The organism is Bordetella sp. N (assembly GCF_001433395.1).
GTDB lineage: Bacteria > Pseudomonadota > Gammaproteobacteria > Burkholderiales > Burkholderiaceae_B > Bordetella_C.
The window spans coordinates 6143052-6165614 of sequence record NZ_CP013111.1; the positions used below are offsets into that span (position 1 = coordinate 6143052).

19 protein-coding genes are annotated in these 22563 nt (G+C 62.8%); 12 read left to right on the forward strand and 7 right to left on the reverse strand.

The features are described 5' to 3' along the window. Window positions 1–5 precede the first annotated feature (5 nt). Together ASB57_RS26540 and ASB57_RS26545 are read right to left on the reverse strand one after the other, a co-directional pair. On the reverse strand, window positions 6–4160 hold the full coding sequence (locus ASB57_RS26540; RefSeq protein ID WP_057654887.1) for an autotransporter domain-containing protein: 4155 nt from the start codon (window positions 4158–4160) through the stop codon (window positions 6–8). 147 nt (window positions 4161–4307) lie between these two features. Then, window positions 4308–5228, reverse strand: a complete 921-nt coding sequence (locus tag ASB57_RS26545) for a LysR family transcriptional regulator (RefSeq protein ID WP_057654888.1) — start codon at window positions 5226–5228, stop codon at window positions 4308–4310. 205 nt (window positions 5229–5433) lie between these two features. Between ASB57_RS26545 and ASB57_RS26550 the strand changes: the two genes are divergently transcribed. Beyond that, window positions 5434–8631 carry an efflux RND transporter permease subunit gene (locus ASB57_RS26550; RefSeq protein ID WP_057656465.1) on the forward strand — a complete coding sequence of 1066 codons (3198 nt, stop codon included), beginning with the start codon at window positions 5434–5436 and terminating at the stop codon, window positions 8629–8631. 65 nt (window positions 8632–8696) lie between these two features. Further along, on the forward strand, window positions 8697–10004 hold the full coding sequence (locus tag ASB57_RS26555) for an SGNH/GDSL hydrolase family protein (RefSeq protein WP_231755263.1): 1308 nt from the start codon (window positions 8697–8699) through the stop codon (window positions 10002–10004). 31 nt (window positions 10005–10035) lie between these two features. On the opposite strand, the gene ASB57_RS26560 is transcribed toward ASB57_RS26555, so the two are convergent. Both ASB57_RS26560 and ASB57_RS26565 read right to left on the reverse strand, forming a co-directional pair. Further along, window positions 10036–10452, reverse strand: coding sequence for a FlxA-like family protein (locus tag ASB57_RS26560; RefSeq protein WP_057654889.1), 417 nt, complete (start codon window positions 10450–10452; stop codon window positions 10036–10038). A 140-nt stretch (window positions 10453–10592) separates the two neighbouring features. Beyond that, on the reverse strand, window positions 10593–11435 hold the full coding sequence (locus ASB57_RS26565; RefSeq protein WP_231755496.1) for an alpha/beta fold hydrolase: 843 nt from the start codon (window positions 11433–11435) through the stop codon (window positions 10593–10595). 367 nt (window positions 11436–11802) lie between these two features. Here ASB57_RS26565 and ASB57_RS26570 point away from each other — a divergent pair, with 367 nt between their 5' ends. Continuing rightward, on the forward strand, window positions 11803–12558 hold the full coding sequence (locus tag ASB57_RS26570) for an SDR family oxidoreductase (RefSeq protein WP_057654891.1): 756 nt from the start codon (window positions 11803–11805) through the stop codon (window positions 12556–12558). Window positions 12559–12576: 18 nt separating this feature from the next. On the opposite strand, the gene ASB57_RS26575 is transcribed toward ASB57_RS26570, so the two are convergent. Next, complete coding sequence (locus tag ASB57_RS26575) at window positions 12577–13449, reverse strand: AraC family transcriptional regulator (RefSeq protein ID WP_197424836.1); 873 nt, start codon at window positions 13447–13449, stop codon at window positions 12577–12579. A 283-nt stretch (window positions 13450–13732) separates the two neighbouring features. Between ASB57_RS26575 and ASB57_RS26580 the strand changes: the two genes are divergently transcribed. The 3 genes from ASB57_RS26580 to ASB57_RS26590 all read left to right on the forward strand — a co-directional run bounded on the left by ASB57_RS26580 (window position 13733) and on the right by ASB57_RS26590 (window position 15645). Continuing rightward, window positions 13733–14104 (forward strand): hypothetical protein, encoded by a 372-nt coding sequence (locus ASB57_RS26580; RefSeq protein WP_057654893.1) that lies wholly within the window; start codon window positions 13733–13735, stop codon window positions 14102–14104. Window positions 14105–14120: 16 nt separating this feature from the next. After that, window positions 14121–14708: a VOC family protein gene (locus tag ASB57_RS26585; protein WP_057654894.1), complete on the forward strand. Its 588-nt coding sequence runs from the start codon at window positions 14121–14123 to the stop codon at window positions 14706–14708. 157 nt (window positions 14709–14865) lie between these two features. Continuing rightward, a complete protein-coding gene (locus ASB57_RS26590; protein ID WP_156414277.1) occupies window positions 14866–15645 on the forward strand; it encodes a hypothetical protein in 780 nt (259 codons plus the stop codon). A gap of 85 nt (window positions 15646–15730) precedes the next feature. On the opposite strand, the gene ASB57_RS26595 is transcribed toward ASB57_RS26590, so the two are convergent. Then, a complete protein-coding gene (locus ASB57_RS26595) occupies window positions 15731–16045 on the reverse strand; it encodes a hypothetical protein (RefSeq protein ID WP_057654896.1) in 315 nt (104 codons plus the stop codon). Window positions 16046–16303: 258 nt separating this feature from the next. Between ASB57_RS26595 and ASB57_RS26600 the strand changes: the two genes are divergently transcribed. From ASB57_RS26600 to ASB57_RS26625, 6 genes are all read left to right on the forward strand, one after another. Then, the gene (locus ASB57_RS26600; protein ID WP_057654897.1) at window positions 16304–16768 is read left to right on the forward strand and encodes a hypothetical protein; all 465 of its coding nucleotides are present in this window, start codon (window positions 16304–16306) and stop codon (window positions 16766–16768) included. Between the two features lie 14 nt (window positions 16769–16782). Next, window positions 16783–17376 (forward strand): hypothetical protein, encoded by a 594-nt coding sequence (locus ASB57_RS26605; protein WP_057654898.1) that lies wholly within the window; start codon window positions 16783–16785, stop codon window positions 17374–17376. Continuing rightward, window positions 17373–17945 carry a hypothetical protein gene (locus ASB57_RS26610; protein ID WP_057654899.1) on the forward strand — a complete coding sequence of 191 codons (573 nt, stop codon included), beginning with the start codon at window positions 17373–17375 and terminating at the stop codon, window positions 17943–17945. Before ASB57_RS26605 ends, ASB57_RS26610 begins: the two co-directional genes overlap by 4 nt. Then, complete coding sequence (locus ASB57_RS26615) at window positions 17932–18522, forward strand: hypothetical protein (protein WP_057654900.1); 591 nt, start codon at window positions 17932–17934, stop codon at window positions 18520–18522. The genes ASB57_RS26610 and ASB57_RS26615 overlap by 14 nt, the downstream gene beginning before the upstream one ends. A gap of 77 nt (window positions 18523–18599) precedes the next feature. Then, window positions 18600–19814: a hypothetical protein gene (locus tag ASB57_RS26620; RefSeq protein WP_197424837.1), complete on the forward strand. Its 1215-nt coding sequence runs from the start codon at window positions 18600–18602 to the stop codon at window positions 19812–19814. Between the two features lie 110 nt (window positions 19815–19924). Continuing rightward, on the forward strand, window positions 19925–21205 hold the full coding sequence (locus ASB57_RS26625; protein ID WP_082621853.1) for an acyl-CoA dehydrogenase family protein: 1281 nt from the start codon (window positions 19925–19927) through the stop codon (window positions 21203–21205). Here the strand turns inward: ASB57_RS26625 and ASB57_RS26630 are convergent. Then, window positions 21193–22509, reverse strand: a complete 1317-nt coding sequence (locus tag ASB57_RS26630) for an LLM class flavin-dependent oxidoreductase (protein WP_057654902.1) — start codon at window positions 22507–22509, stop codon at window positions 21193–21195. The genes ASB57_RS26625 and ASB57_RS26630 overlap by 13 nt on opposite strands. Window positions 22510–22563 lie beyond the last annotated feature (54 nt).

Genomic DNA, 22563 nt, shown 5'->3' on the forward strand with positions numbered 1-22563 from the left:
CGCCTTCAGAAGCGATAACGGACATCCAGGCTGCCGGCATTCTGCCTGCTGCCCGAGCCGAACTGGCCGCCATAGTTCACTCCCACCGTCGTGCGCTTGGTGACCGCCATATCCACGCCCAGCTCCACCACCGCACTGTCGCGCGCAATGGGAGCGCCCGTCACGGTGAAGGTCTGGCTGCCCTGGAATGCCAGGGTCGTTGCCGGATTGACGTCGCCGTAGGCGTGACGCCAGCTCAAGGTGGCGCGCACGCGGCCCGCCGCGCCGGCGCTGTCGAAAGTGCTCTGCACGTGCAGGCCCAGCGTGGTCGACGCCACTTGATTGCGTCCGGACTTGCCGTCCAGCGCCGCATCGCCCCCCGATTCCGAGAAGCCGCGCGTACGCAGGTCGTTGTAGCTGGCGCCCAAAAAGGGGTCCAAGGTCACGCGGTCATTCAAGGGCAGGGCGTACCCGAGTTCGCTGAAGAACTGGCCGGTGCTGGCGCCGTAGCTGGATTTCAATTCCTGGCTGACGCCGGCCGCGTTGGCGCCGCGCCTGGCTTTGACGTCATGCCACGTATACGCCGCGCCCAGGCTCAGGTTGATCTTGCCGGGACCCGCGTCGAACGCCTTGCCGCCATACACGGTGACGCTATAGCTATCCACGTCGCTACGCGAACCCAGGTCGCGCAGACGGGTCTGGCTATCCGTATACCCCAATGCGCCGCCGACGCGCCAGCCTGCGCCCACGGCGTGATCGCCACCGATGAAGATGCCACTGTCCGACTCGCTGGTGCGCACGGTCTCACCGTTGCCCGACTGATTCCGCCAACTGCCGAACACCTGCGCCCAGACGGGCTGGGCGGCCGACTGCGGCAGCGTCGCCGCGTCGCCGCCACCGAGTTGCGCGGTGGCGGGGCCGGGCAAGGATCCCGCGCCCAGGTTGGCTTGCAGATGCGACAAGGGCAGGCTGCTCACGCGGTCCGCCACGCCTTGCAGGGACCGCATGGTGCTGGCATAGCCTTCGCCGGACAGCGACGCAAACACGGCAGCCGGTTCTCCTTCCGCAAGGTTCAGCACGCGGGTGTACAGCGCGGAGGACTCCGGCAACGATTGCAACGCGTTGGCGGTCACGCGTTGATTGTGATTGGTTGCGTAGTCCGCGAAACGGATGGTCCGCGTAGGGCTGGTCCCACCGCTCGTCCCGCCGTCGTCACCTGTCCCGCCGCCGTTATCGACGGGAACCTGCTTCAGGTTCATCAGCAGGTCTACGGTATTGCTTCCATATGCCAGCGAAGGTGTGAGATACGCCAGATTGCTGCTGACATCCTGGAAGCTGCCGGAGATTCCGCCATCCGCACGGAGGATGCCGTAGCGCGTCGACGCCGCGTAGCTGCCGTCCTGCCCCAGATCCAGGACCGATCCGGCCAGGCTGGCGCTGCCGGTCACATGCACGCCGCTATGCGCACCGGACGCATCCGTACGCACCTGATAGACCGCACCGGACGTGAAGGCCAGGTTGCCGTTGACCGTAAGCGTCCCCATGGGCTGTGCGGTATTGCCCGGGAGCAGCGTGCCGCCCGCGGCGATGGACGTCGTGCCGACAGTACCAACGCCGCTCAGTATGCTGCCCGACTGCACGGTCAATGTGCCACCGAGGCTGCCGTTCACTTCCAGGCTGCCCGCCTGCAACTGCGTGCTGCCGGCATAAGCGCTGCTGTCGGCGGAGAGAACCAGGCTCGCCACGCCTTCCTTGGTCAATACGCCACTCCCCGAGAGCACGCCCTCATACGTCCCATCCTGGCCTTGGTCGAACACCAGGCTGGCATTGTTGGCGATATTGCCTTGCAGGCTAAGCGTGTCACCGCGCAATGTGCCTTGGGCGACCGTGGTGCCGCCGCTGTAGGTATTGGCGCCTGTCAGCTGCAGCGTACCCGCGCCCGTCTTGTAGAGGCCGCCGGCTCCGTCCAGAACCTGGCTGACGGTGAAGGTATTGGCGAGGTCCGTGATGTCAAAGCCACCGCCCGCGCTTCCCCAGATGATGTTGCGAGCGGTCTGGTTATAAGCCGTGCCCGTGACCTGCAAGATGCCGCCCTCGAAGTCCAGGGCGTTGGCCGATAGCCCAAGGTTGAGATCGGATGAAACGGAGAGCGTGCCACCGGTGAGCACTGTGTTGCCGGCGTATATATTCGCCCCGTTCAGGACGAGGGTGCCACCGTCCGTCTTGTTTATGCCCGTCGAACCGTTGATGAGATTATCGATGACGGCAGTGGCGCCGCTGCTCACGCGGATGACGGGCACCGCGCCGTTGTCGCCAACCAAGGTAAGCGCGTCGCCGGTCAAGTGATAGCCATCGGTCATGAACTGCAGGCCGGTGGCCGAGACATCGCCGTTCGTGTTGTCCACGCTGACCGTGCCGGACGCGCCACCGAAAATGGCAAAGGCAGGCTGCGGCGACATCGGGCCGGTCGACGTCCCGTTGGTGTCGGCCCAGGTATTGGAAACCACGGTCCAGGTGCCGCTGCCGCCGCCCATCGCGCCTGGGCTGGCCAGGCCGTTGGCGTTCCACGTGTTGAGGGTCTGACCCTGGGTCACGATCAGATTGATTTGCTTGTCGCTGCTGAGGATCTGTAGCGATGACCCGGCCGGCGGCGTGAAGCCGCCGTTCGTGAAAGACAGCGTGCTCCCCCACTGGAACAGGTTGTATAACCCCGGGCCCATGCTGCCGATGTCATTGACCGTCAGGGAGGAGGCGTCGATGCTTAGCGCGCCGCCCACGACGATGCGATCGCTTTGCCCTGGCGTGGAAAAATTCGGCCCCGGCACGCCGGCATCGAAAATCAGCTGTGTGCCGGCCTGCACGTCCAGGTCGCCATCGATCGTCAGCGTGCCTATGGACGACGTGCCGCCTGCCGTCAACGTCCCGCCATTGGTCACCGTCACATTGCCCTGAACCGTACCGTAGCCGCTCAACGTGCCCTGGCTGACGGTGACGTCACCCGTGACCGCGGCTGCCGTATGCGTGCTGTCGCCCACGAACAGGGTTCCGCCATTTACCTGGATCGAGCCCGTGTAGGCATCTACGCCCGAGCCGTTGAGGGTCAGCTGACCGCCGTCGATGGTCGTGTCGTCGCTGACGACGGCGTCAGGGATGGTCCAGGTGCCGCTATTGACGGTCAGGTGCTGGAAGTTGATGTAGGTGGCGCCAGATATCGTGGTGGCGGCTCCCCCGGTACCTGACCCGGTGCCGGCCGAGGGAAGCACGTTCTGCAGGACCAGGGTATTGTCGCCACCCGCGCCGCCATCGACGGTGCCGGTCGGCGCGAAGCTCAGCGTGGTGCCGGGCAGGCCTATGACATTGAGCTCCTGGCCGGTGCCGCCCGCCGCGTTGACGGACGAACCCGAAACCGCGGTGAATGTATTCTCGCCGTTGACGCCCAGAGAGACACTGCCGTCTATCGTGCCTGCGTTGGTGAAGGTGTTCTGCAACCCCGCCGTGCCGGGACTCTGAAACGCGATACGGCCGGTGATCGTACCTGAATTGATGAAATAGACCTGAGCGCCACCGTATGCCGCCACGACCGCGATGTCGGCGGCTGCGACGTTGTTACCGACAATGGGCAAGCCGCTGATCGTGCCCTCGTTCGTGATGATCGATGTGCCACCGGTGCCGTTCTGCACGGTCAGGGCCAAGCCTGTCAGACCGTTCAGATTGCCGCTCTGATCGAGGGAAGTCCCCCTCATCAAGCCACCTTCCATATTGTCGATGCGGACAATGCTGGCGTTCCCGTTTCCGACAACGGCGCCGGACGACAGGATGGATGGCGAGCCCAGCAGCGCCGGGTCTATCGTGCCGGCGTTGTTCAGCGTGATCTCATTGCCCGTCAGGGTCATGACAGTGCCACCGACGCCCAGCAACACGCCGGCCGAGCTATCCGCCGGCATATTGACTGTCAGGTCATCGGCGGTGGCGCTGTAAGAAGGGGAAAGTGGATTGGCGGGGCCGGAGCAGGTGACGGTAGCGCCCGCGGTTGGGCTGACCGGCGTACATGCCGCCATGGCGCTACCACTCCACCAAGGCAAGGCGATGGTCAGTGCCAGCGTCAGGCGTTGACGTGGAAAGAGGGTGTTCGCGGCGACGCGCGACTTGCCTTTGACATACTGACGATTGACACGCTGCACGGGCCTTCCCCTCGAATACACGGAAATCCTTTAAGGCGTCGTTCAGGCAACGAACAAGCACCTAAAGGAATCGAGGCAGGTTATCGGGCAAATGTTGTGCGAATCTTTGAATTCGCGTGCGTGCAACAGGGGCGGGCCGCGCGATGCTTATGCGCCTATCCGCCAACTTGGTTCGGCCGCCCGCACGACGCCTTCGACCCAGTCCACGAACGCCCTGACCGTGGGTGAAAGATGGCGGTTCCTGGGATAGATGACCGACAGCGGGGCGGCCGGCCCGTCGAAGTCGCCCAGGACCCGGCGCAGGCGTCCGCTGCGCAGATGCGGCAGCACCATGTAGCTGCCCGCCCGGATCAGGCCCAGGCCTTCGACCGCGCACGTGACATACGCGTCGGTGTCGTTGACGATCAGGCGCTCGCGCATCCTGACGCAGCGGCTTTCGCCGTTCTCCACGAAATCCCAGTCGAGAGGGCGTGCTGTCCGGCTGGACAGATAACCCACGGCTTCGTGCGCCGATAAATCGTCCAGCGTCGCGGGCGTGCCGTGTTGCTCCAGGTAGTCGGGCGACGCGCAGGTTACCCATTCGAAGGCGCCGATCCGTTTGGCCACCAGGGTCGGCGAGTCTTCCGGCGTGCCGGCGCGAATGACGCAATCTATCCCTTCCTGCACCAGCTCGACGGTTCGGTCGGACAGGGTCAGCGTCAGTTCGACATCCGGGAAGCGGGATTGGAAATCCTTCATCGCGGGCAGCACCACCAGCCGTGCCAGCGAAAGCGTCATGTCGACGCGCAGACGGCCGCGCGCTTGCCCGGCGCTACCCGGGAAGTTGGACTCCACGGCTTCGATGTCGGCCAGCAGCCGCTTGCAGTGGTCGTAATAGAACGTGCCTTCCGGCGTCAGGCTGATGTGACGCGTGGTCCGTTGCAGCAGCCGTACGCCAAGAAAGGCTTCCAGTTCCTTGACGGCGCGCGTGACCCGGGAGGCGGGCAGGGCAAGGCTGTCGGCCGCCCGGCTGAAGCTTTGCATGTCGACCACGCGGGTGAAGATCTGCATCCACTGTAGGCGGTTCACTGAGTCATCCTGGAGTGTTAATTGCCTTGTTTGAAATAAAAAGGTGCTGACATCGGCACGTCTTGATGCTCACCTGGAGAGAGTTCCGGAGCCGTAGAGGCTCAATAATTCTATCCAAGGCAATAATATTAGCCAGTTTTCGCACTGGATCACCATGCGGGGCGAAGCCAGACTTCAGGCTGTCCAGGTTTCCAGCCAGCAAGCCATGAAGTTATCCAAGTTCTTTATCGATCGCCCCATCTTCGCGAGCGTGTTGTCGGCGCTCATTCTTCTCGCGGGCATCGTCGCGGCATTTCACATGCCGGTCTCGGAATACCCGCAGGTGATTCCGCCGTCGGTGGTGGTCCACGCCCAATACCCGGGGGCCAATGCCAAGACCATCGCCGAGACGGTCGCGGCGCCGTTGGAACAGTCCATCAACGGCGTCGAAGACATGCTCTACATGGAATCGAAGGCCAGCGGCGACGGGCATCTATACATCACGGTGACATTCAAGCTGGGCACCGATCCGAACCTGGCGCAGCAGTTCGTGCAGAACCGTGTGTCGCAAGCCCAGCCGCGTCTGCCGGAGGACGTGCAGCGCCTTGGCGTGACCGCGGTGAAGAGCTCGCCCATCATCAGCATTACCGTGCATATGGTGTCGCCCAAGGGCACCTATGACGGCAACTACCTGAGCAACTACGCCATCCTTCACGTGAAGGATCGCCTTGCCCGCATCGCCGGTGTGGGGGATGTGGCGCCATGGGGCCCGGGGGGCTATGCCATGCGTGTATGGCTGGACCCCGCCGCCCTGGCGCAGCGACACCTGGATCCCAGCGATGTCACTAGCGCCATCCGGCGCCAGAATATCCAGGCCGCGGTCGGCACCATCGGCAGTGCGCCGTCGTCGCCTGACACTGCCTTCCCGCTCAACGTCAATGCTGACGGGCGCCTCAAGTCGGCCGAAGAATTCAAGCGCATCGTCATCAAGTCCAATGCTGACGGCGCGATTACCCGCCTGGGCGACGTGGCGCGGGTGGAACTCGGCGCGGAGGACTACGGCCTGCGCGCCACGCTCAACAACCAACCCGCCATCGCGCTGGCCGTGCAGGAAGCGCCGGGAGCGAACTCCTTGCAGATTTCGCGGGAGGTGCATAGCGTGATGGAGGAACTTGCCAAGGATTTCCCTGAGGATCTGGCCTATCGCGTGGTTTATGAGCCGACCCGCGCCGTTCAGGCGGGGATCGATGCCGTCGTCCGCACCTTGCTGGAATCCGTCGCACTGGTCGTGCTGGTTGTGTTCCTGTTTCTGCAGACGTGGCGGGCGTCCATCATCCCCTTGCTTGCCGTACCGATATCGATCGTCGGTACGTTCACGTTTCTGTACCTCGCCGGATACTCCATCAATACCTTGTCCTTGTTCGGGCTGGTGCTTTCCATCGGCATCGTGGTGGATGACGCCATCGTGGTCGTAGAGAACGTCGAGCGGAACATCGCACGCGGGTTGAGTCCGCGTGAAGCGACTTACCAGGCGATGCGGGAGGTAAGCGGTCCGATTGTCGCCATTGCCTTGACGTTGTCCGCCGTGTTCCTGCCTCTGGCATTCCTCAGCGGCCTTACGGGACAGTTCTACAAGCAGTTCGCCGTCACCATCGCCATCTCGACCTTGATCTCCGCGGTGAATTCCCTGACGTTGTCTCCCGCGTTGTCAGCCTTGCTGTTGAAAGCGCATGGCGATGCGCCGGACGCGGTGACGCGCCTCATGCACAAGGTGTTCGGCCGCTTCTTTGGGGTTTTCAATCGTGTCTTCGAACGTGCTTCGGATGGTTATGGCTCACGTCTGGGACGGATGCTTGGCCGCAAAGGCGCTTTGCTGGCGGTCTACGCGGGGCTGCTCGCGGGCACGTGGTGGCTGACAGGACATGTGCCGGGCGGCTTGGTCCCCGCGCAGGATAAGGAATATGTCGTCAGCCTGGCGCAGTTGCCGGAAGGGGCGACCCTGGACCGCACTGAAGCGACGATGAAGCAGATGAATGACATCGCGCTCAAGCATCCGGGTGTGCAGGAAACGGTGAGCTATAGCGGTCTTTCCATCAACGGCGTGACCAAGAGTTCGAGCACCGCGCTGACCTTCGTGCTGTTGAAGCCCTTCAAGGATCGTCCAGGCATCACGGCGGATCAGGTCGCGGCGGATCTGAACCGGGAGTACGGCGGCATCCGCCAGGCCTTCACCGCGGTCTTTCCCGCGCCGCCGGTATATGGCCTTGGTACGGTGGGCGGCTTCAAGCTGCAGATCGAGGACAGGGCGGACCTGGGGTATGACGAGCTGTACAAGGTGACTCAATCCTTCATCAAGAAGGCCGCGGCGGCGCGGGAGCTGGGCCCGCTGTTTTCCACCTATACGGTCAACGTTCCGCAATTGAAAGTCGACGTCGATCGCGCCAAGGCGCAGCAGCTGGGCGTGGATACGCTGGCGGTATTCAACACGCTGCAGGCCTTTCTGGGCTCGTACTACGTCAACGATTTCAATTTCCTGGGACGCGTCTATCAGGTCCGGATGCAGGCGGACGCCCGCTTCCGCTCCGACCCCGACGACATCGGGCAGCTGCATATGCGCAATGAAGCGGGCCGGATGGTGCCGTTGGGTTCTGTTTTGACCGTCGGTCAGACCTATGGACCCGACCAGGTGGTGCGTTACAACGGCTTCACGGCCGCGGATTTGAGCGGGAGTCCCGCGCCCGGCTATTCGTCGGACCAGGCCATGGCGGCCATCGAGCGTATCGCCGCGGAAACCTTGCCGCGCGGGATGGCGTATGAGTGGACGGACCTGACCTATCAGCAGATCATCGCGGGCAATACCGCCGTGTGGATCCTGCCGCTGTGCGTGCTGCTGGTGTTCTTCGTCCTGGCCGCGCAGTACGAAAGCCTGACCCTGCCGCTGGCCGTCATTCTGATCATTCCGATGAGTGTCTTCTCCGCGCTGCTGGGCGTGTGGCTCACGCAGGGGGACAACAATATCTTCACCCAGATAGGCCTGATCGTTCTTGTCGGCCTGGCGTCCAAGAATGCCATCCTTATCGTCGAATTCGCGCGTGAGCTGGAGATGGCCGGCATGTCGACGCTGCAAGCGGTCATCGAGGCATCCCGGCTGCGCCTGCGGCCCATTCTGATGACATCGATGGCCTTCATCATGGGCGTGATTCCGCTGGTCATATCTACGGGCGCCGGCGCGGAGATGCGGAACGCGATGGGGGTTTCCGTTTTCTTCGGCATGCTGGGCGTGACGGTCTTCGGCCTGTTTCTGACGCCGCTGTTCTACGTGCTGGTGCGAGCACTGGGTGGGCAGCGGCCCCTGCGCTCCGCCGGACATCACTCACCGCCCGCGCCCGTACCCCATCATTTCGAACACAAGCAGGAGGGTTAAGGTCCTTGTCTGAATAAAACGTTAAGCTGCCTGTCTGGATTAAACGGCTCATGGCTATGCAACGCTTGAACAGACTTTTTCCCGTGTGGCGCCGTTGCGCCGCGGTATGGGTGACGGGGGGATTGGCCGCCGTGCTTTCGGTGCATGCTTATGCGCAAGCGCCGACGCAACGGCCGGCGCAATCGGCTACGCAATCGCCGACCGCCTGGACCACGTCGTGGAGCACCGCGTTGCAGGAGATTCCGCGCATCGCGGAGCCGCCTCCGCTTTATCAGGCTCCCGCCGTGGCGGGGCGCACGGTGCGGCAGATCATCGTGCCTACGTTGAGCGGGACGACGACTCAGCTGCGGATCAGCAACCGTTATGGCACGCGGCCTTTGACGATAGCCGGGGTGACCGTGGCGCGCAGCGCCGCCGGGGCCGCCATCGAGCCTGGCAGCGCGAGCGTCGTGACCTTTGGTGGCAAACGCGAAGTGGTATTGGGCCCGGGCATGGAGATGGACAGCGATGCCATTCCATTCAAGGTCACCCGTGGCGCGCCCCTCACGGTCAGCGTGGATGCCGGCAGCGATGCCGTCATGCAGGCCTGGCACCGGATTGCGGGCCGCGTCAGCTACGTATCGTCCGAGGGCAGGCATGCCGGCGATATCCCGGCGGCGGCCTTCAACGTCCGGTTCACGCAATACGCCTGGATCACCCGTCTGGCTGTGAGCGGTGAACATAAAGGGGGGCTGGTGGCCATCGGCGACTCCATCACCGACGGCCTGCGGTCGACGTTCGGCGCCGATCGCAGCTGGCCCAGTGAGCTGTCCAGGCGACTCGCCGCCGCGGGCGCCACTCCGATGGCCATCCTGAATACGGGGATCAGCGGCAATCGTCTGCTGTCCGGCTCGGTTTGTTATGGCGACAGCCTGGAATCTCGCTTCGAGCATGACGCTGCGGAATTGCCTGGCGTACACACGGTGGTGGTCATGATCGGCATCAATGACATCAATTTTTCTTCGATGCCGGCCAGGCGAGGCCTGGATTGCGACACCCCTCACAAAGTCGTCAGTGCGGATGATTTGATCGCCGGTTACCGTCGCGTGATCGCCACCGCGCACCGTCATGGTCTGCACATTGTCGGCGGCACGATCACGCCAGCCGCGCTGCCGCCGGCGCGGGAGGCCATACGTCTCAAGGTCAACGAATGGATACGTGACGGCCGGGCCTTCGACGGTGTCGTGGATTTCGATAAGGCGCTGCGCGATCCAGCGCATCCCGACAGGTTAAAAACGTCCTTCGACAGCGGCGACCACGTTCATCCAAGCGATGCGGGATACGCGGCGATGGCGTTGGCGGCGGAGGGTGTCGTGCCAGGCGCCAAACGCTAGCCCGGCGCTTGGATCAGCGGCTATATCGCCATCATGTTTGGGGCGGCAGGCGCCCGCCCGTCTCATCGAGTATCTTGCCATTCTCATTGGCGATGGCATCGGCCAGCTTCATCATTAAAGACATCAGGGTGGTGTTCAGCATGGCTATCTGCACTTGAAGCGCGGCGGCCAGCGTGCCTTTTTGCTCGTCGTCCATGTTGCTGCCGCGGATTGCCGTCAGCTGTTCGCGGGCCTGGGCGAGCTGCTTCTGCAATCGTGCGATCTGCTTCTGCAGGTTTGCGACCGTCTCGGTCTTTTTACTGTCGGCGCGGTCGGTGTCCTTGCTGTCTTTCGTACTGGAAGACCCCACATCCGCGGCGTCGCTTGATATCTCTTCCTCGGGCGTTACCTGCGTACTTTGCGCCGCCTGGTCGGCAGGACGCGCGTCGATCAAGCCGGTTTGCGGCATGGGTGTCGCAGAGTTGATGGCGGCAATCTGAGTTATCAACGGTCATTCCTTTGAGCTTGCTGTTCAGGTCAGTGTCGGTGGAACCAGGCGCGGCTTCCGCCCCGGCCAAGCGACCAGCGCTCCGCCGGGGCGAAAATGGATCAAGCTTTGACGAAAGCGAGCAGATCCGCATTGATGACGTCCGCGTTGGTCGTCAGCATGCCGTGTGGGTAGCCCTTGTATATCTTCAAGGTGCCGTTCTTGAGCAGTTTGATTGAAAGCTCGGCGGAGTCGGCGATGGGGACGATCTGGTCGTCATCGCCATGCAGAACCAGGGTCGGCACCGTGATCTTTTTCAGATCTTCCGTCTGGTCCGTTTCGGAAAATGCCTTGATGCCCTCGTAATGCGCCTTGGCGCTGCCCATCATGCCCTGCCTCCACCAGTTCTGGATGACGCCGGGAGATACCTTGGCGCCCGTGCGATTGAAGCCGTAGAAGGGGCCAGCAGGCACATCGAGGAAGAACTGCGCCCGGTTTGCGGCCAATGCTGAACGGAATCCGTCGAAGACCTCGATCGGCAACCCGCCAGGATTGTCGGCGGTCTTCAGCATGAGCGGCGGCACGGCGCTAACGAGCACAGCCTTGGCGACACGTCCCTGGGGTTGGCCGAATTTGGCCACGTAGCGAGCGACTTCACCACCGCCGGTGGAGTGCCCGATATGGACGGCATTCTTCAGGTTCAGGTGTTCTACCACCGCGGAAGCGTCGGCGGCATAGTGGTCCATGTCATGGCCGTCGCTCACCTGTTGGGAACGGCCATGGCCGCGCCGGTCATGCGCGACGACGCGGTAGCCATGTTGCAGGAAAAATAGAATCTGAGCATCCCAGTCGTCCGACGAAAGCGGCCAGCCATGGTGGAAGACGATGGGCTGGGCGTTCTTGGGTCCCCAGTCCTTATAGAAGATGTCGACGCCATCACGGGTCTTGACGAAGCTTTCATTCATTTCGGTGTTTCCTTTATGGGCGGACGACTTCGGCGCGGCGAAGCTCGAAGCCGTGGGCATGGTGAGGGTGGCAGCCAGGGCGGAGCCAGCCTTGAGTACGTTGCGTCTCGTTATGGACAAGTCCAGATCTTCGGTCGTCATGAGCGTCCGCGTTCCTTTCGATGATTACACCCTTGTGGGGCGGTAGCGATCCTAGTCGCGCCGGTTCAGCGGCGGCATGAACTTTCTTGCTGCGGATGTATGTTCTTGCTCAGGAATTTTTTGCGGATGGTGCTCTCCGGAGGCTTATATGGATAAAGTCCTGGCAGCGGCTCCGTCCGGCAACGGGCAATGTTTTACGCCGAGACATCAATCACGGGAAATTTGAATGGTCAGTAGACTTGCAAACAAAACCGCCGTTGTGACGGGCGCCACGAGCGGCATCGGCCTTGCCGCGGCGAAACTATTCGTCGCCGAAGGCGCACGCGTCTACATAACGGGCCGGGGCAAGGATGCGCTTGATAAGGCGGTTACAGAGATCGGTAATGGCGCCGTCGGTGTGCAGGCGGACTCGGCAAGCAACGATGATCTGGATCGGCTTTACGCGCGGGTGAAAGAAGACACCGGCCGGCTGGACGTCCTCTTCGTCAACGCCGGCGGCGGCACTATGCTGCCGCTCGGGCAGATCACGGAAGAACAGATTGACGACACCTTTGGCCGCAACGTCAAGGCGACTATCTTCACCGTGCAGAAGGCGCTGCCTTTGCTTGGCAAGGGTTCTTCCGTGGTTTTGACCGGCTCAACCGCGGGTACGGAAGGCACGGCGGCGTTCTCCGTTTATTCGGCTTCCAAGGCGGCCGTTCGCAATCTGGCGCGCTCGTGGGCGCTGGACCTCAAAGGCACTGGCATCCGTGTCAACGTGGTTTCCCCTGGAGCGACCCGGACACCTGGACTGGTGGAATTGGCTGGGGACGATAAAGCCCGGCAGCAAGGCCTGCTGGATTACCTTGCTTCGCGTATTCCGCTAGGCCGGGTTGGTGAGGCGGAGGAAATCGCCAAGGCCGTCCTCTTCCTGGCATCGGACGATGCGAGTTTCGTCAATGGCGCTGAGCTCTTTGCCGATGGTGGGCAGGCTCAGGTGTGATGCGCGAAAGGGATCGATTCACTTGCGCGCGCCACGCCAGACGGACGGACTTTGGCCTGCATGACGTCGGAAGGTCCGGCTGAGGTGCGCGGCATCCGCGAAGCCTGTTGCTTCGGCGATAACTTCCAGCTTTGCGTCGGAGTGAAGCAGATGCGCGCGCACCAGATTGAGTCTTTCTTGCAGCTGCCACTGATAGGGCGACTGGCCGGTCGTCGCCTTGAATGCTCTGCAGAAATGCCATTGCGATTGGCCGACCATGGCCGCGAGTTCGCCCAACGCCATTTTGCGCGGAAGGTGTGCGCGCATGTAGTCCTGAACGCGGCGCAATTGCCATGGTGCCAGCTGGCCCGCACGCGGGGGTGTCTGTCGTCCCGAGGAAAGCAGGGCGAAGACAGCCGCCGTCAAACTATCCCCAAGCAAACCGGACGACGCGTCGCCTTGCGGAATGGCTATCAGCATTCGAACCAGGGTGAGAATCCGTTCATCGGTAAAGCGGAGGCGGGGCGCGTCGAAGGGGCGAGTGTCGATATCTTCTCCCAGCCTTTCCCGTAGCGCTTCCAGGTCGAACAGCAGAATGCCGTATCTGCAGTAACGCAGGTCGCTGGCATACCCCCACAGGTGCATACCCCTGGGGATGATGGCCATGTGATTCGGTTTGTGGTCGAGCCCGCAGGATTTGTTCTGCCTGAGCCGCGGCTCGGTCTGGCCGCCGACCTCGTCAAGGTTCACGGTAAGCCGGGTTTCGTTTTCATAAAGCAGCGAATGCAGCACGCGACCCTGTGCGTATTCATGTATGTCTTCGACCGTCACGCCGTTCCAGGCGCGGCTGTGCCGCTCTATTCGTAGCACGTTTTCCGGGAGTCCGGATTCTTCGACGGCGTAGGCGTTCAAGCGGCTCTCCGTGATGCCTGGATTCATTGCCGCGCATGGGACGGCGCGGGTCACGGCGCGATTCTACGAGTTTCAGGTGAGAGCGAGAAAAGAAAATTAATTATCCATATGGATGGATAGTGATTTAAATTTTTCGGTATTTTTTCATTAAAGAAGAACTTCTACAGTTCATCCGTGCCGCGCAATTCAATACGGGAAATCAATGAAACGGCTAATCCGGCGAACGCTCTTGGTGTTCGTGCTCAGTGCGTTTACCGCCGCTCACTCTCAAGGACTGACTGAAATGAAAACCACCCCTCAAGATATCGCTGCCGCGCAGCGCCTGATCGACCTGCATTTCGACATCTGGAACGACAGCAATGCCGCCAACTGGGCGTCCAAATTTCCTCAGGTCTACACCGCGAATTTCTTCGTTGCCGATTACCAAGGCATGGCCACTGGCTATGAAGAAGTGGCGAAGCTGCTGAAGCGGGTCCAGGGCGAACACGCCGGCTTCGTCTTTACCCCGGAGCCCATTTCGTGGAACCACGGTGTCGGCCGCGTAACCTGGGGCTATGGCCCGCAAGACAATCCCAACTTGGTCCGCGGCGAGGACATCTTCACCATCGAGGACGGCAAACTCGCCAGCGCCCGCGTTTTCATTGACAAGAAATAAGCAGAAGGCATTCACCATGAAATTCGTCGCTACCCTGGTCACTGCCTTGGCCGCTTTCACTGCCGCTCCCTCTCATGCCGCCGGCGTCCGGGCGGTCGGTGTAGACCACGTAGGCATCAATGTGCCGGATCTCAAGCAGGCGGAGGACTTCTTTTCCAAGACCTTCGGCTGCGTTCCGGTCACACATATCGGACCTTTCAAACTGAATGCCAGCGGCGCGGGCGCGGACGCCAAGTTCGCGCCTCGGGCGGACAGTGTTTCCCTGGCCATGCTCCGCTGCGGCACTGGCTCCAACATCGAGCTGTTCGAATACAGGAATTCGAAGGGCAACATGGACATGCCCAAGGCGGAGGACATCGGTGCATCGCACATAGCCTTCTACACGGACGACATCAAGGGCGGGGTGACTTATCTGAAGTCTCAGGGCATCACGGTCCTTGGCGAACCCATCACCATGCCGTCCGGTGACACCGAGGGTGAAACCTGGGTTCATTTCCGTTCGCCATGGGGATCAGAGATGGAATTGGTCAGTTATCCCAAGGGCAAGGGGTATGAAAAGCACGCCAAGGTAAAGCTCTGGAAACCCGGGACACCAGCGAACTGAGGGTCCGTCCGAGCCCGGCTGGCCTGGATCCTACGGCACGAAGTTCGGTTGATGCTCTATCCGGATTCTTCACGGGCTAGCCTTCCCTCCACTTTCTGCTCATTTTAAACATTTGGTAATATTGGTTATATTTTGATTTATTGACGGAGGCGAGGTGGTGGCTGCACGCGTATGGATCGGAGTGTTGAGTTGTACGGTGGTGTTAACGGGTTGTGGGGTTATTCCGCAGTTTCAAGACCGAGCCAAGGAAATCGCTACCGACCCGGTTAAATATTCGAACGAGCACATGAAGGTTGACGAGTTTTCTCGTTCAGTAAGGGAGAAGCTACCTCAAGCGGGCACCGAGCCGCTGGGATTCAAGACCCTGAAGGTATCCGGCAGTGTTCGTAGCGAAGCCGCTGATGGCACCGCAACATCCAGCGACCTTGAGAGCACCTACATCAACGATCAGAACGATGGTTTGGTACGCGGTATTTCGCATCAAACGCGCAACGGGCTGCCGTATCTGTTCAGTCTCGACCTTACGTATCGTGGACTGGTTCCATTCATGCGGCAATCCGGGCTGTCGGCGACGCTAAGGCGTCCCAGCCTTGACCGAGCCCGGGAAATAAATGCGTGGCCAGGCGGCGTGCGCGATGTCCCCGAGCATGGCTCGTTCACCTTCGAATGGGAGTCGACGCTCTACTTCGGCTCCGCTTTGCAGATGCATCGCAAGTTCACCTGCGTCAGTGGCGAAAACTACCCGGCATTTCGGTTCATGCCGCATATACCGGGCGATGCGATCGACGTCCTATGTACGTCGTTCAACGAAAACGGCGTGGAAGTGAGTAAGGAGAAAGCGGTCTTCTTACGGGCTTACGGCATGGCTGTCACCGTCGAGCGAACAAGCGCCTCGGCGAAGTTCACCGTGCGATACAAGACCCTGACCGTGGAATAGGTGGATCGTCGGGGTAAATCCCCGCTGGCACGAACGCGAAAGGCCTCCTTCATGGGAGGCCTTTCTCACTATGCGTGCCTGCAAGTCATTTCTTCAAGTACGACTTCTTGCCGCTGTCGGCGTAACAGAACGTCCCGCCGCGCGGGCCGGTGCAATATTGGCCGCTGCGGCATGTACAGGTTTCCTGCGTGCCGGGCACAGGTGTCTTCGGCGCTGAAGACGCCACGTTGGCGCCGGGGCCGGTGCAGATGCGCTTAGACGCACTGATGGAGCCGTCATTGCACAGAAACTTTTCGCCCAGGCAATGATCGACGCCCCCCTTGCTGCCGGAGCAAGGGTAATTCGCGGCGTACGAGAGTGAAGAAAAACACGCGACGATTAACAGGAAAGCCCAGCGCATCGTTGTCTCCGAATTAGAAACAGATAGTAACTTAAGCTGCTTGCGCTCGGTTCTTGAAAACACCCGGGATGATTTGAATATGCCCCGGTTGCGCGGATTCTCCCCGTCGCACCTGTAACCGTCGGCGCAACTTTCTCGCTGCTACGATCGGCGCACGCAAAATCATGCCGCTCTTTGCGCATGATCGCCGGCGCGCTAAAGGCGTGGCCGGTCCGTTCACCAACACCAGTGTCCGATCCCGGACGAGGAGGCCCTCGCATGACCCGTCGTAGCACGTTCGCCTGCACTGCCGCCGTATTCGCTCTGTGCGCCGCATCCACCGCTTACGCCCAGTCCGACGCCCAGGTTGTCGAGACCACCGTCGCGCGTAGCGCGAACGTGTGCCCCGGCCACAGCAAGGACCGCACTACGCCGACCGTCAAGCTGGTGCCCGTGGGCGGCCTGCGCGTCTTGCTGGACAAGGGTTTGGTGATGTGCCCCGACCGTCGCCTGGATGCCGACGCGCCCGCGGTCTGGTATGGCCAATGGGGCGTGTACACCTGGAACCCGGAAGTGGAGGGCGCCGGCAAGGCCGTCGCCGCGCAGATCGACAAGATGACGCGTGACGAAACCTTCCCCACTGAAACGCTGGTGTGGAACGCCAAGGGCGAGGTCGTGAAGAACCACACGGTACCCGCGTTCGAGCCGCGTCCCGGTGCCGCAGTTCGCGTGAAGGTGCAGTAGCACGGAGCGCAAGCATGCCGGGCTGGTTTTCCTTCAGTCAGTGGTCCTCGCGTCTCACGGCAGGCATCGGCGGTATCGCCGCCATCGCCGTGAGCTGGGGCATAGGATTGTTCGAGACCCGCACGGCGCCCGTGCGGCCCGTGTTGCCCGTGGGGCAAGCCATCGAAGCGGGCCAGTGGACAGTGCGCCTGGATCGGGTCGACGTCAGTGACCGGATGCCTGGCGCCAGCCGCGCCTACATGGCCGGCCGGCAAGTGATCGTGCTGTACCTTCAGGCGACCAACCGGACCGCCGCGACCAGCAACGCCTTCATGCAGGCCGTCAAGCTCGACACGCCCATCCAGGGCGTGGATGCCAGGCCCACCGCATATCTCTTGCGCGACCATGTGGTCCTGGCCGACCTGCAACCGGCGTTGCCGGAAGAGATGGCTTTGGTGTGGACCTTGCCTGCCAATCAAACGGTGCCGGCAACCGTGCGCTTCACGGTCGAAGCCATGCGCTACAAGGCGGCCGACAACCTTTACGCGCAACCGCTTTGGTCCGATCCGCGGCAGGTCGGCGTCGTCGACCTGCCCGTCACACCCAGGCAGGGCGTCAATCCCACATGAGAAGTCTGGCCGGACTCGTTTTCCTCGTGCTTATGTTTGCCGCGCTCGCGGCGATGCGCGCGACCACGCCAAGCTATGTACGCATCACAGGCCCTATCGGTATCGAGGGCGCCCCGGCAGCGGCCGTGCATGCAGGCAATCTCGTCGTCGAAGCCGGCAGCCCGCGTCTTGCCGGCACGCTGCGCTTTCGGGCCAACGGCAAAGTCGAGACGCGTGACAGCGGCGGGCTGTGGCTGGTGATTCCGCTGCGCTCCCAGGCTGAACGCATGACGGCGCGCGTGCAGGGCGCGATATGGGAGACCTCCGATGGACGTCAATACACGGCCAGCAGCCGTGTCACCGGGGCGGACGTGGTGATGTCGCCGGTCAAGACCCTACAGCCCGGCTTGCAGCGGCGCGACCTGCTGGTGTTTGAGCTGCCATCCGGCGCGCCGCCCGGCGGAACCCTGCTGCTGTCGGAAGACAGATACCCGCGACTGACCGCGCAAGCGCGCATCCCTTACCCGGCAAGCCCGCTGCCGCGGCCCGTTCCGACGCTGGATCTGGATGAAATGCATGGCCAGTTCTGAGTCCGTGCCTCATCCCGTCTTGCCGGCGCGGCGGACGCGCTGGCGCGCGGTCCTCGCCGTGCTGGTGCTGGCGCCTTGCACCATGGCGGCGGTGGGCTGGCGTGACCTTCAAGAGGTGCGCCGTGCGCTTGAATTGAAGATGATCGATGTGCCCGCCGGCCAGACGGCCGACTATAACGATGCGCACATCGAATTTGCCGGCCTGCGCGCGATTCCCCTTGAACCCGGGCTGCCGGAAGACCGTACGTTCCTGCGGGCGCGGATGCTTGTCGACCCCGCGCGCCAGGGTACCCAGTGGCTGGACTGCAAGCTGCGCGTCATCGATTCCTCCGGCCGAGTCTGGACCGAAATCGAACAGGTGCCGCGGCTGGTGCAGCGCACCCTGGCCCGGCCTGGCGAACCAGAAGGGACCAGCTGCAAAGGCCTCGCCGTCACGCAAGCCGAACCAGGAAGCAAGGTAGTCATCGACGCCTATTACCTGGTGCCGCGCCAGGCGATCCCGGACTTGCGCGTCACCCTGAGCACCATGGACGGACGACCGGCCTATCTGCGTTTTCCCGCGAGCCCTGAACAATGAGCGACCGATACACCCGCGCCGGGCCGCTGGGCCTGATTCCTCACAGTTTTGGACTGTGGTTCAGATTCCTGCCCCAATTGCTCGCGCTCGCCCTGGCGGGCACCTTGCTCAATGTGTTGTTCGTCCAGGGCGCCGTCTGGCTCGGTTATCACAACCGCCTCGCCGGCCTGCTTTCTTTGACCCTGGTCGTGCTGGTGAAGCTGGTCATCATCGTGATGATGTTCGAGACGCTGCGGCCGGCGCTGCCGGCGATCGCACAAGCATCGCGGGCGGCGCTCGGCGACGACGACGCCAGTCAGGCCGACACCAGGTGGCGCAAGCTTCCTGGCGTGGTCTCGCAGGCCCTCGTGCCGTTTTTCGTCTATTACGCGGCTTGGGGATTTCTGAGCGATACCATCCGCCAATATGCGCGCGAGGGACTGGTCCAGTTCAATCCCTTCGACGAAACGTATAGCGGTTCATTGTTCACGGTGTCCGGTGGTTGGGGACTGTTTGCGTCGGTGCTGCTGCTGTGGGTCATCCGGCGTACTGCCAAGGCGCTCAAGCAACGCAGCCAGCATCCGATTTTCAACGTGCTGATCGTGCTGTGCGATGCAGGCTGGACCTTCGTCGGCCTCTATGTCATCACCGAGTGGCGGGGCGGAATCTTCCGGTGGCTCGCGGGGCACTCCATCAGTGACCTGTGGCGCTCGATCAGCATGGCGGTCGATCCGGTCGGGACGGCTTACGCCGCCATGCCGATCCCGGTCGAGAACACGCCGCCCACGTTACGGGACACGCTGAGCCGGCTGTTTTTTTCCGCTTTGCTGCCCGTCGTCTGGCTGGCGTTTGCCGCCTTGATCTATCGCTATGACGTGCATACGAAAGAGTTCGGCGAATCCGGCGCCTGGTCACGCAGGGCCAATAGCGTGATGGGACGCTGGCAGGCCCTGCCGAAGTGGATGCGCAATTTTGTGGGGCATTTCTGGGCCGGGTCGGTATCGCGGTACCGCGCGGCGGCCAATAGCGTCTATCTGGTGATCGCGACCGGTATCGCGCCGCTGGCCCTGCTGGTTGTCCTGTACCGGGCGGTGGATTGGGTCTCCGCCTGGGCCTGGGTCGGCGTGACCGAACTGATCGGACCGCGCCCGCTCGTGGTGTGGTCGACGTTGGCCGATCAGGTATCCATTCTGCTGGGCTCGCCGAGCTTTCCCGGCGATGGCATCCTGCCCCAGACCTTGAAGATCTGCCTGCTTGCCGCGGCGCTGGAGCGGTCTTTCCGCGCGGGGCGATCCTGGCGCGCGCTGAAATGATCGGCGATTTCCGCATAATCAAATAAGAACTCAATCTGCCCAATCTCTCCATCGGTATCTAGACTCACAGGTTGCCCCGGGCGCCAGCCGTCCCGGGGTCTTCCCTAGCGATGGAGCAATCAGTGACCGTCAAGCAGCAACCCAGCGACGTCGAACTCGACGCGCGCTATGCGGATATCTTCGAACGTATCGCCCAAGGCGCGGCCCAGCGTGAACAGAAGCGCGAGCTTCCCCACGAGGCCGTGCGCTGGCTCAAGGAGTCCGGTTTCACCTCTTTGCGTATCCCGCAGGAATACGGCGGCGGCGGCGCCAGCCTGCCTCAGGTTTTCCGGCAGTTGACCCGGCTGGCGCGTGCCGACTCGAACCTGCCGCAGATCCTGCGTGCGCACTTCAGGTTTGTCGAAACCCGGCTGGAGGGTGATGAAGCCCTGCGTCAGTACTGGCTGCCGCGGCTGGCGGCGGGCGAAACCGTGGGCTCCGCGGTGTCCGAACGCAGGGGGTCCACCGAAAATACCGTGCTGCTGACGCCGGATCCGTCCGGTAGCGGCTATCGGCTGAATGGCGAGAAGTTCTACAGCACCGGCACGCTCTACGCGGAGTGGGTCAACGTGGCGGCCCATGACGATCAGTCTGACGTGTACGTGATGGTGCGCACCGATGCCGCCGGCGTGACGCGGATCGACGACTGGGACGGGTTCGGCCAGCGCATGACCGGCAGCGGCACTACCCGCTTCGACAACGTTCATGTTCCGGAAGAGGGCATCATCTCTCGCTACCATGCCGCGCGCACGCGTAGCGGAACGACGTTGCAGGCCGCCTTCGTGCAGACCGTGCACCTGGCGACACTGGCGGGCATCGCCGCGGCGGTCCAGGAAGACGGCATTGCCTACGTGCAGCGCAAGACCCGGACATTCGGCGTGCCTGGCCATTCGGAGCCGCGCAACAATCCGCTGGTGCAACGGGTCATCGGCCGCATCTCCAGCCTTGCCTGGTCGGCGCAGACGCTGGTGCAGGCGGTGGCCACGTCGCTGGACCGGCTGCAGCAGGCCAAGGCGGCCGCTGCGGCCCGGCCTGAGGACTATGTGACGACCGATATCCAGGTATTCCAGGCGCAGCAGATCGTGCTGCAACAGGTGCTGGAGGCTTGCTCTTTGGTGTTCGAGGTGGGCGGCGCTACAGCCACCAGCGAGGGCTTGCGGCTGGACCGCCATTGGCGCAATGCGCGGGTCCTGGCATCCCATAATCCCGCCGCGCAACGCGAGGCCTCCATCGGCCGCTATCTGTTGAACGGCACGCCGCCCGACGAGCGCTCCAGCGTTGCGTACGGCACGGACACCGCGCCGCAGGGCACGGCGCCAGCGCCCGCGGCAGCGTCGAATCAGGCGGCGTAACGGCTGGCGGGGCGCGGCAGGTCGAAGTGTTCGCGCAGGGTGCTGCCTTCATAGTCGCGGCGGAAGATACCGCGCCTTTGCAGTAGAGGCACCACATGCTCGACCACGGCAGCCAGGCCGCTGGGAAAGACGTCCGCGTTCAGGTTGAAGCCGTCGGCGCCGCGCTGCGCGAACCAGGTCGCGATGTCGTCGGCGACCTGTTCCGGTGTTCCGACGACGATGCGATGCGCGCCAGGATTGCGATCCAGAATCTCGCGCACGGTCAGATTCCCTTCGCGGGCCTGATGCAGCGTGGCGTCGACGAAACCCTGCGACTGGGTCGACCGCGCGACCTTGGCGATCAGGTCGTAGGGTAGCGGGCGATCGATATGCAGGTCTTCCGCGTGCAGGCCCAGCACGCCGGCCAGGCGCGCGATTTCGCGACTCGTATCCAGCAGCGCGTCCAGCTCGGCCTTGTGCGCGCGCGCTTCGGCCTCGGTGCCGCCCAGCACGGGCAGCAGGCCCGGCAGGATGTGGATGTGATCCGGATTGCGCCCTGCGGCCCTGGCGCGCGCCTTGATGTCGGCGTAGAAGGCCTGACCACTGGTCAAGGTGGTTTGGGCGGTGAAGATGGCGTCGGCGGTCCTTGCGGCCAGCGCACGGCCGTCTTCCGACGATCCCGCTTGCACGAGCACCGGTCGGCCCTGGGGGCTGCGCGGCACCGTCAAGGGGCCGGCCACCGAGAAGTGGCTGCCGCGGTGATCTATGGTGTGGATCTTGTCCACGTCCGCGTAGCGTCCGGTGGCCTGGTCGGCGACCAGGGCGTCATCTTCCCAGCTGTCCCAGAGCTTGTTGACCACGTCCACGAATTCGTTGGCGCGGGCATAGCGCTGGGCCTTGTCGGGTGACGCGTCGGCGCCGAAGTTCGCGGCCGCGGCGGCGTCATACGTGGTGACGACGTTCCACGCGACCCGTCCGCCGCTGATGTGATCGACGGACGCAAAGCGCCGCGCCAGGTTGAACGGATCGTTGAACGTGGTGGACGCAGTGCCGATAAGACCGATGTGCGTGGTGGCCCCGGCCAGCGCGGCGAGCAGCACGGTGGGTTCCAGCGACTGCGAAGGGCCCGCCGCGGGGTTGCGCAGCGACAAGGTGTCGGAAAGAAAAATCGCGTCAAACTTCTCACGCTCCGCAAGCTGCGCGATCTCGCGATAGAAGTTCACATCGATGCCGGAACGAGGGTTCGGCAGCGTGCGCCATCCCGCCGGATGACGTCCCACGTTGGACGCATTGGTGTTCAGATGCAGCTGGCGCTTGGTGGTCATGCTGCGCTGAACGGTCGTTGCGGATTGGACTTCAAGAAAAAACTCCCGTCACGG

What these genes read in the sequence shown, in the direction of transcription:
- ASB57_RS26550 (WP_057656465.1), top strand. Translation starts at nt 5,434, where the DNA reads ATGAAGTTATCCAAGTTCTTTATCGATCGCCCCATCTTCGCGAGCGTG.
- ASB57_RS26560 (WP_057654889.1), bottom strand. Translation starts at nt 10,452, where the DNA reads ATGCCGCAAACCGGCTTGATCGACGCGCGTCCTGCCGACCAGGCGGCG.
- ASB57_RS26565 (WP_231755496.1), bottom strand. Translation starts at nt 11,435, where the DNA reads ATGAATGAAAGCTTCGTCAAGACCCGTGATGGCGTCGACATCTTCTAT.
- ASB57_RS26570 (WP_057654891.1), top strand. Translation starts at nt 11,803, where the DNA reads ATGGTCAGTAGACTTGCAAACAAAACCGCCGTTGTGACGGGCGCCACG.
- ASB57_RS26580 (WP_057654893.1), top strand. Translation starts at nt 13,733, where the DNA reads ATGAAAACCACCCCTCAAGATATCGCTGCCGCGCAGCGCCTGATCGAC.
- ASB57_RS26585 (WP_057654894.1), top strand. Translation starts at nt 14,121, where the DNA reads ATGAAATTCGTCGCTACCCTGGTCACTGCCTTGGCCGCTTTCACTGCC.
- ASB57_RS26595 (WP_057654896.1), bottom strand. Translation starts at nt 16,045, where the DNA reads ATGCGCTGGGCTTTCCTGTTAATCGTCGCGTGTTTTTCTTCACTCTCG.
- ASB57_RS26600 (WP_057654897.1), top strand. Translation starts at nt 16,304, where the DNA reads ATGACCCGTCGTAGCACGTTCGCCTGCACTGCCGCCGTATTCGCTCTG.
- ASB57_RS26605 (WP_057654898.1), top strand. Translation starts at nt 16,783, where the DNA reads ATGCCGGGCTGGTTTTCCTTCAGTCAGTGGTCCTCGCGTCTCACGGCA.
- ASB57_RS26610 (WP_057654899.1), top strand. Translation starts at nt 17,373, where the DNA reads ATGAGAAGTCTGGCCGGACTCGTTTTCCTCGTGCTTATGTTTGCCGCG.
- ASB57_RS26615 (WP_057654900.1), top strand. Translation starts at nt 17,932, where the DNA reads ATGGCCAGTTCTGAGTCCGTGCCTCATCCCGTCTTGCCGGCGCGGCGG.
- ASB57_RS26625 (WP_082621853.1), top strand. Translation starts at nt 19,925, where the DNA reads ATGGAGCAATCAGTGACCGTCAAGCAGCAACCCAGCGACGTCGAACTC.
- ASB57_RS26630 (WP_057654902.1), bottom strand. Translation starts at nt 22,509, where the DNA reads ATGACCACCAAGCGCCAGCTGCATCTGAACACCAATGCGTCCAACGTG.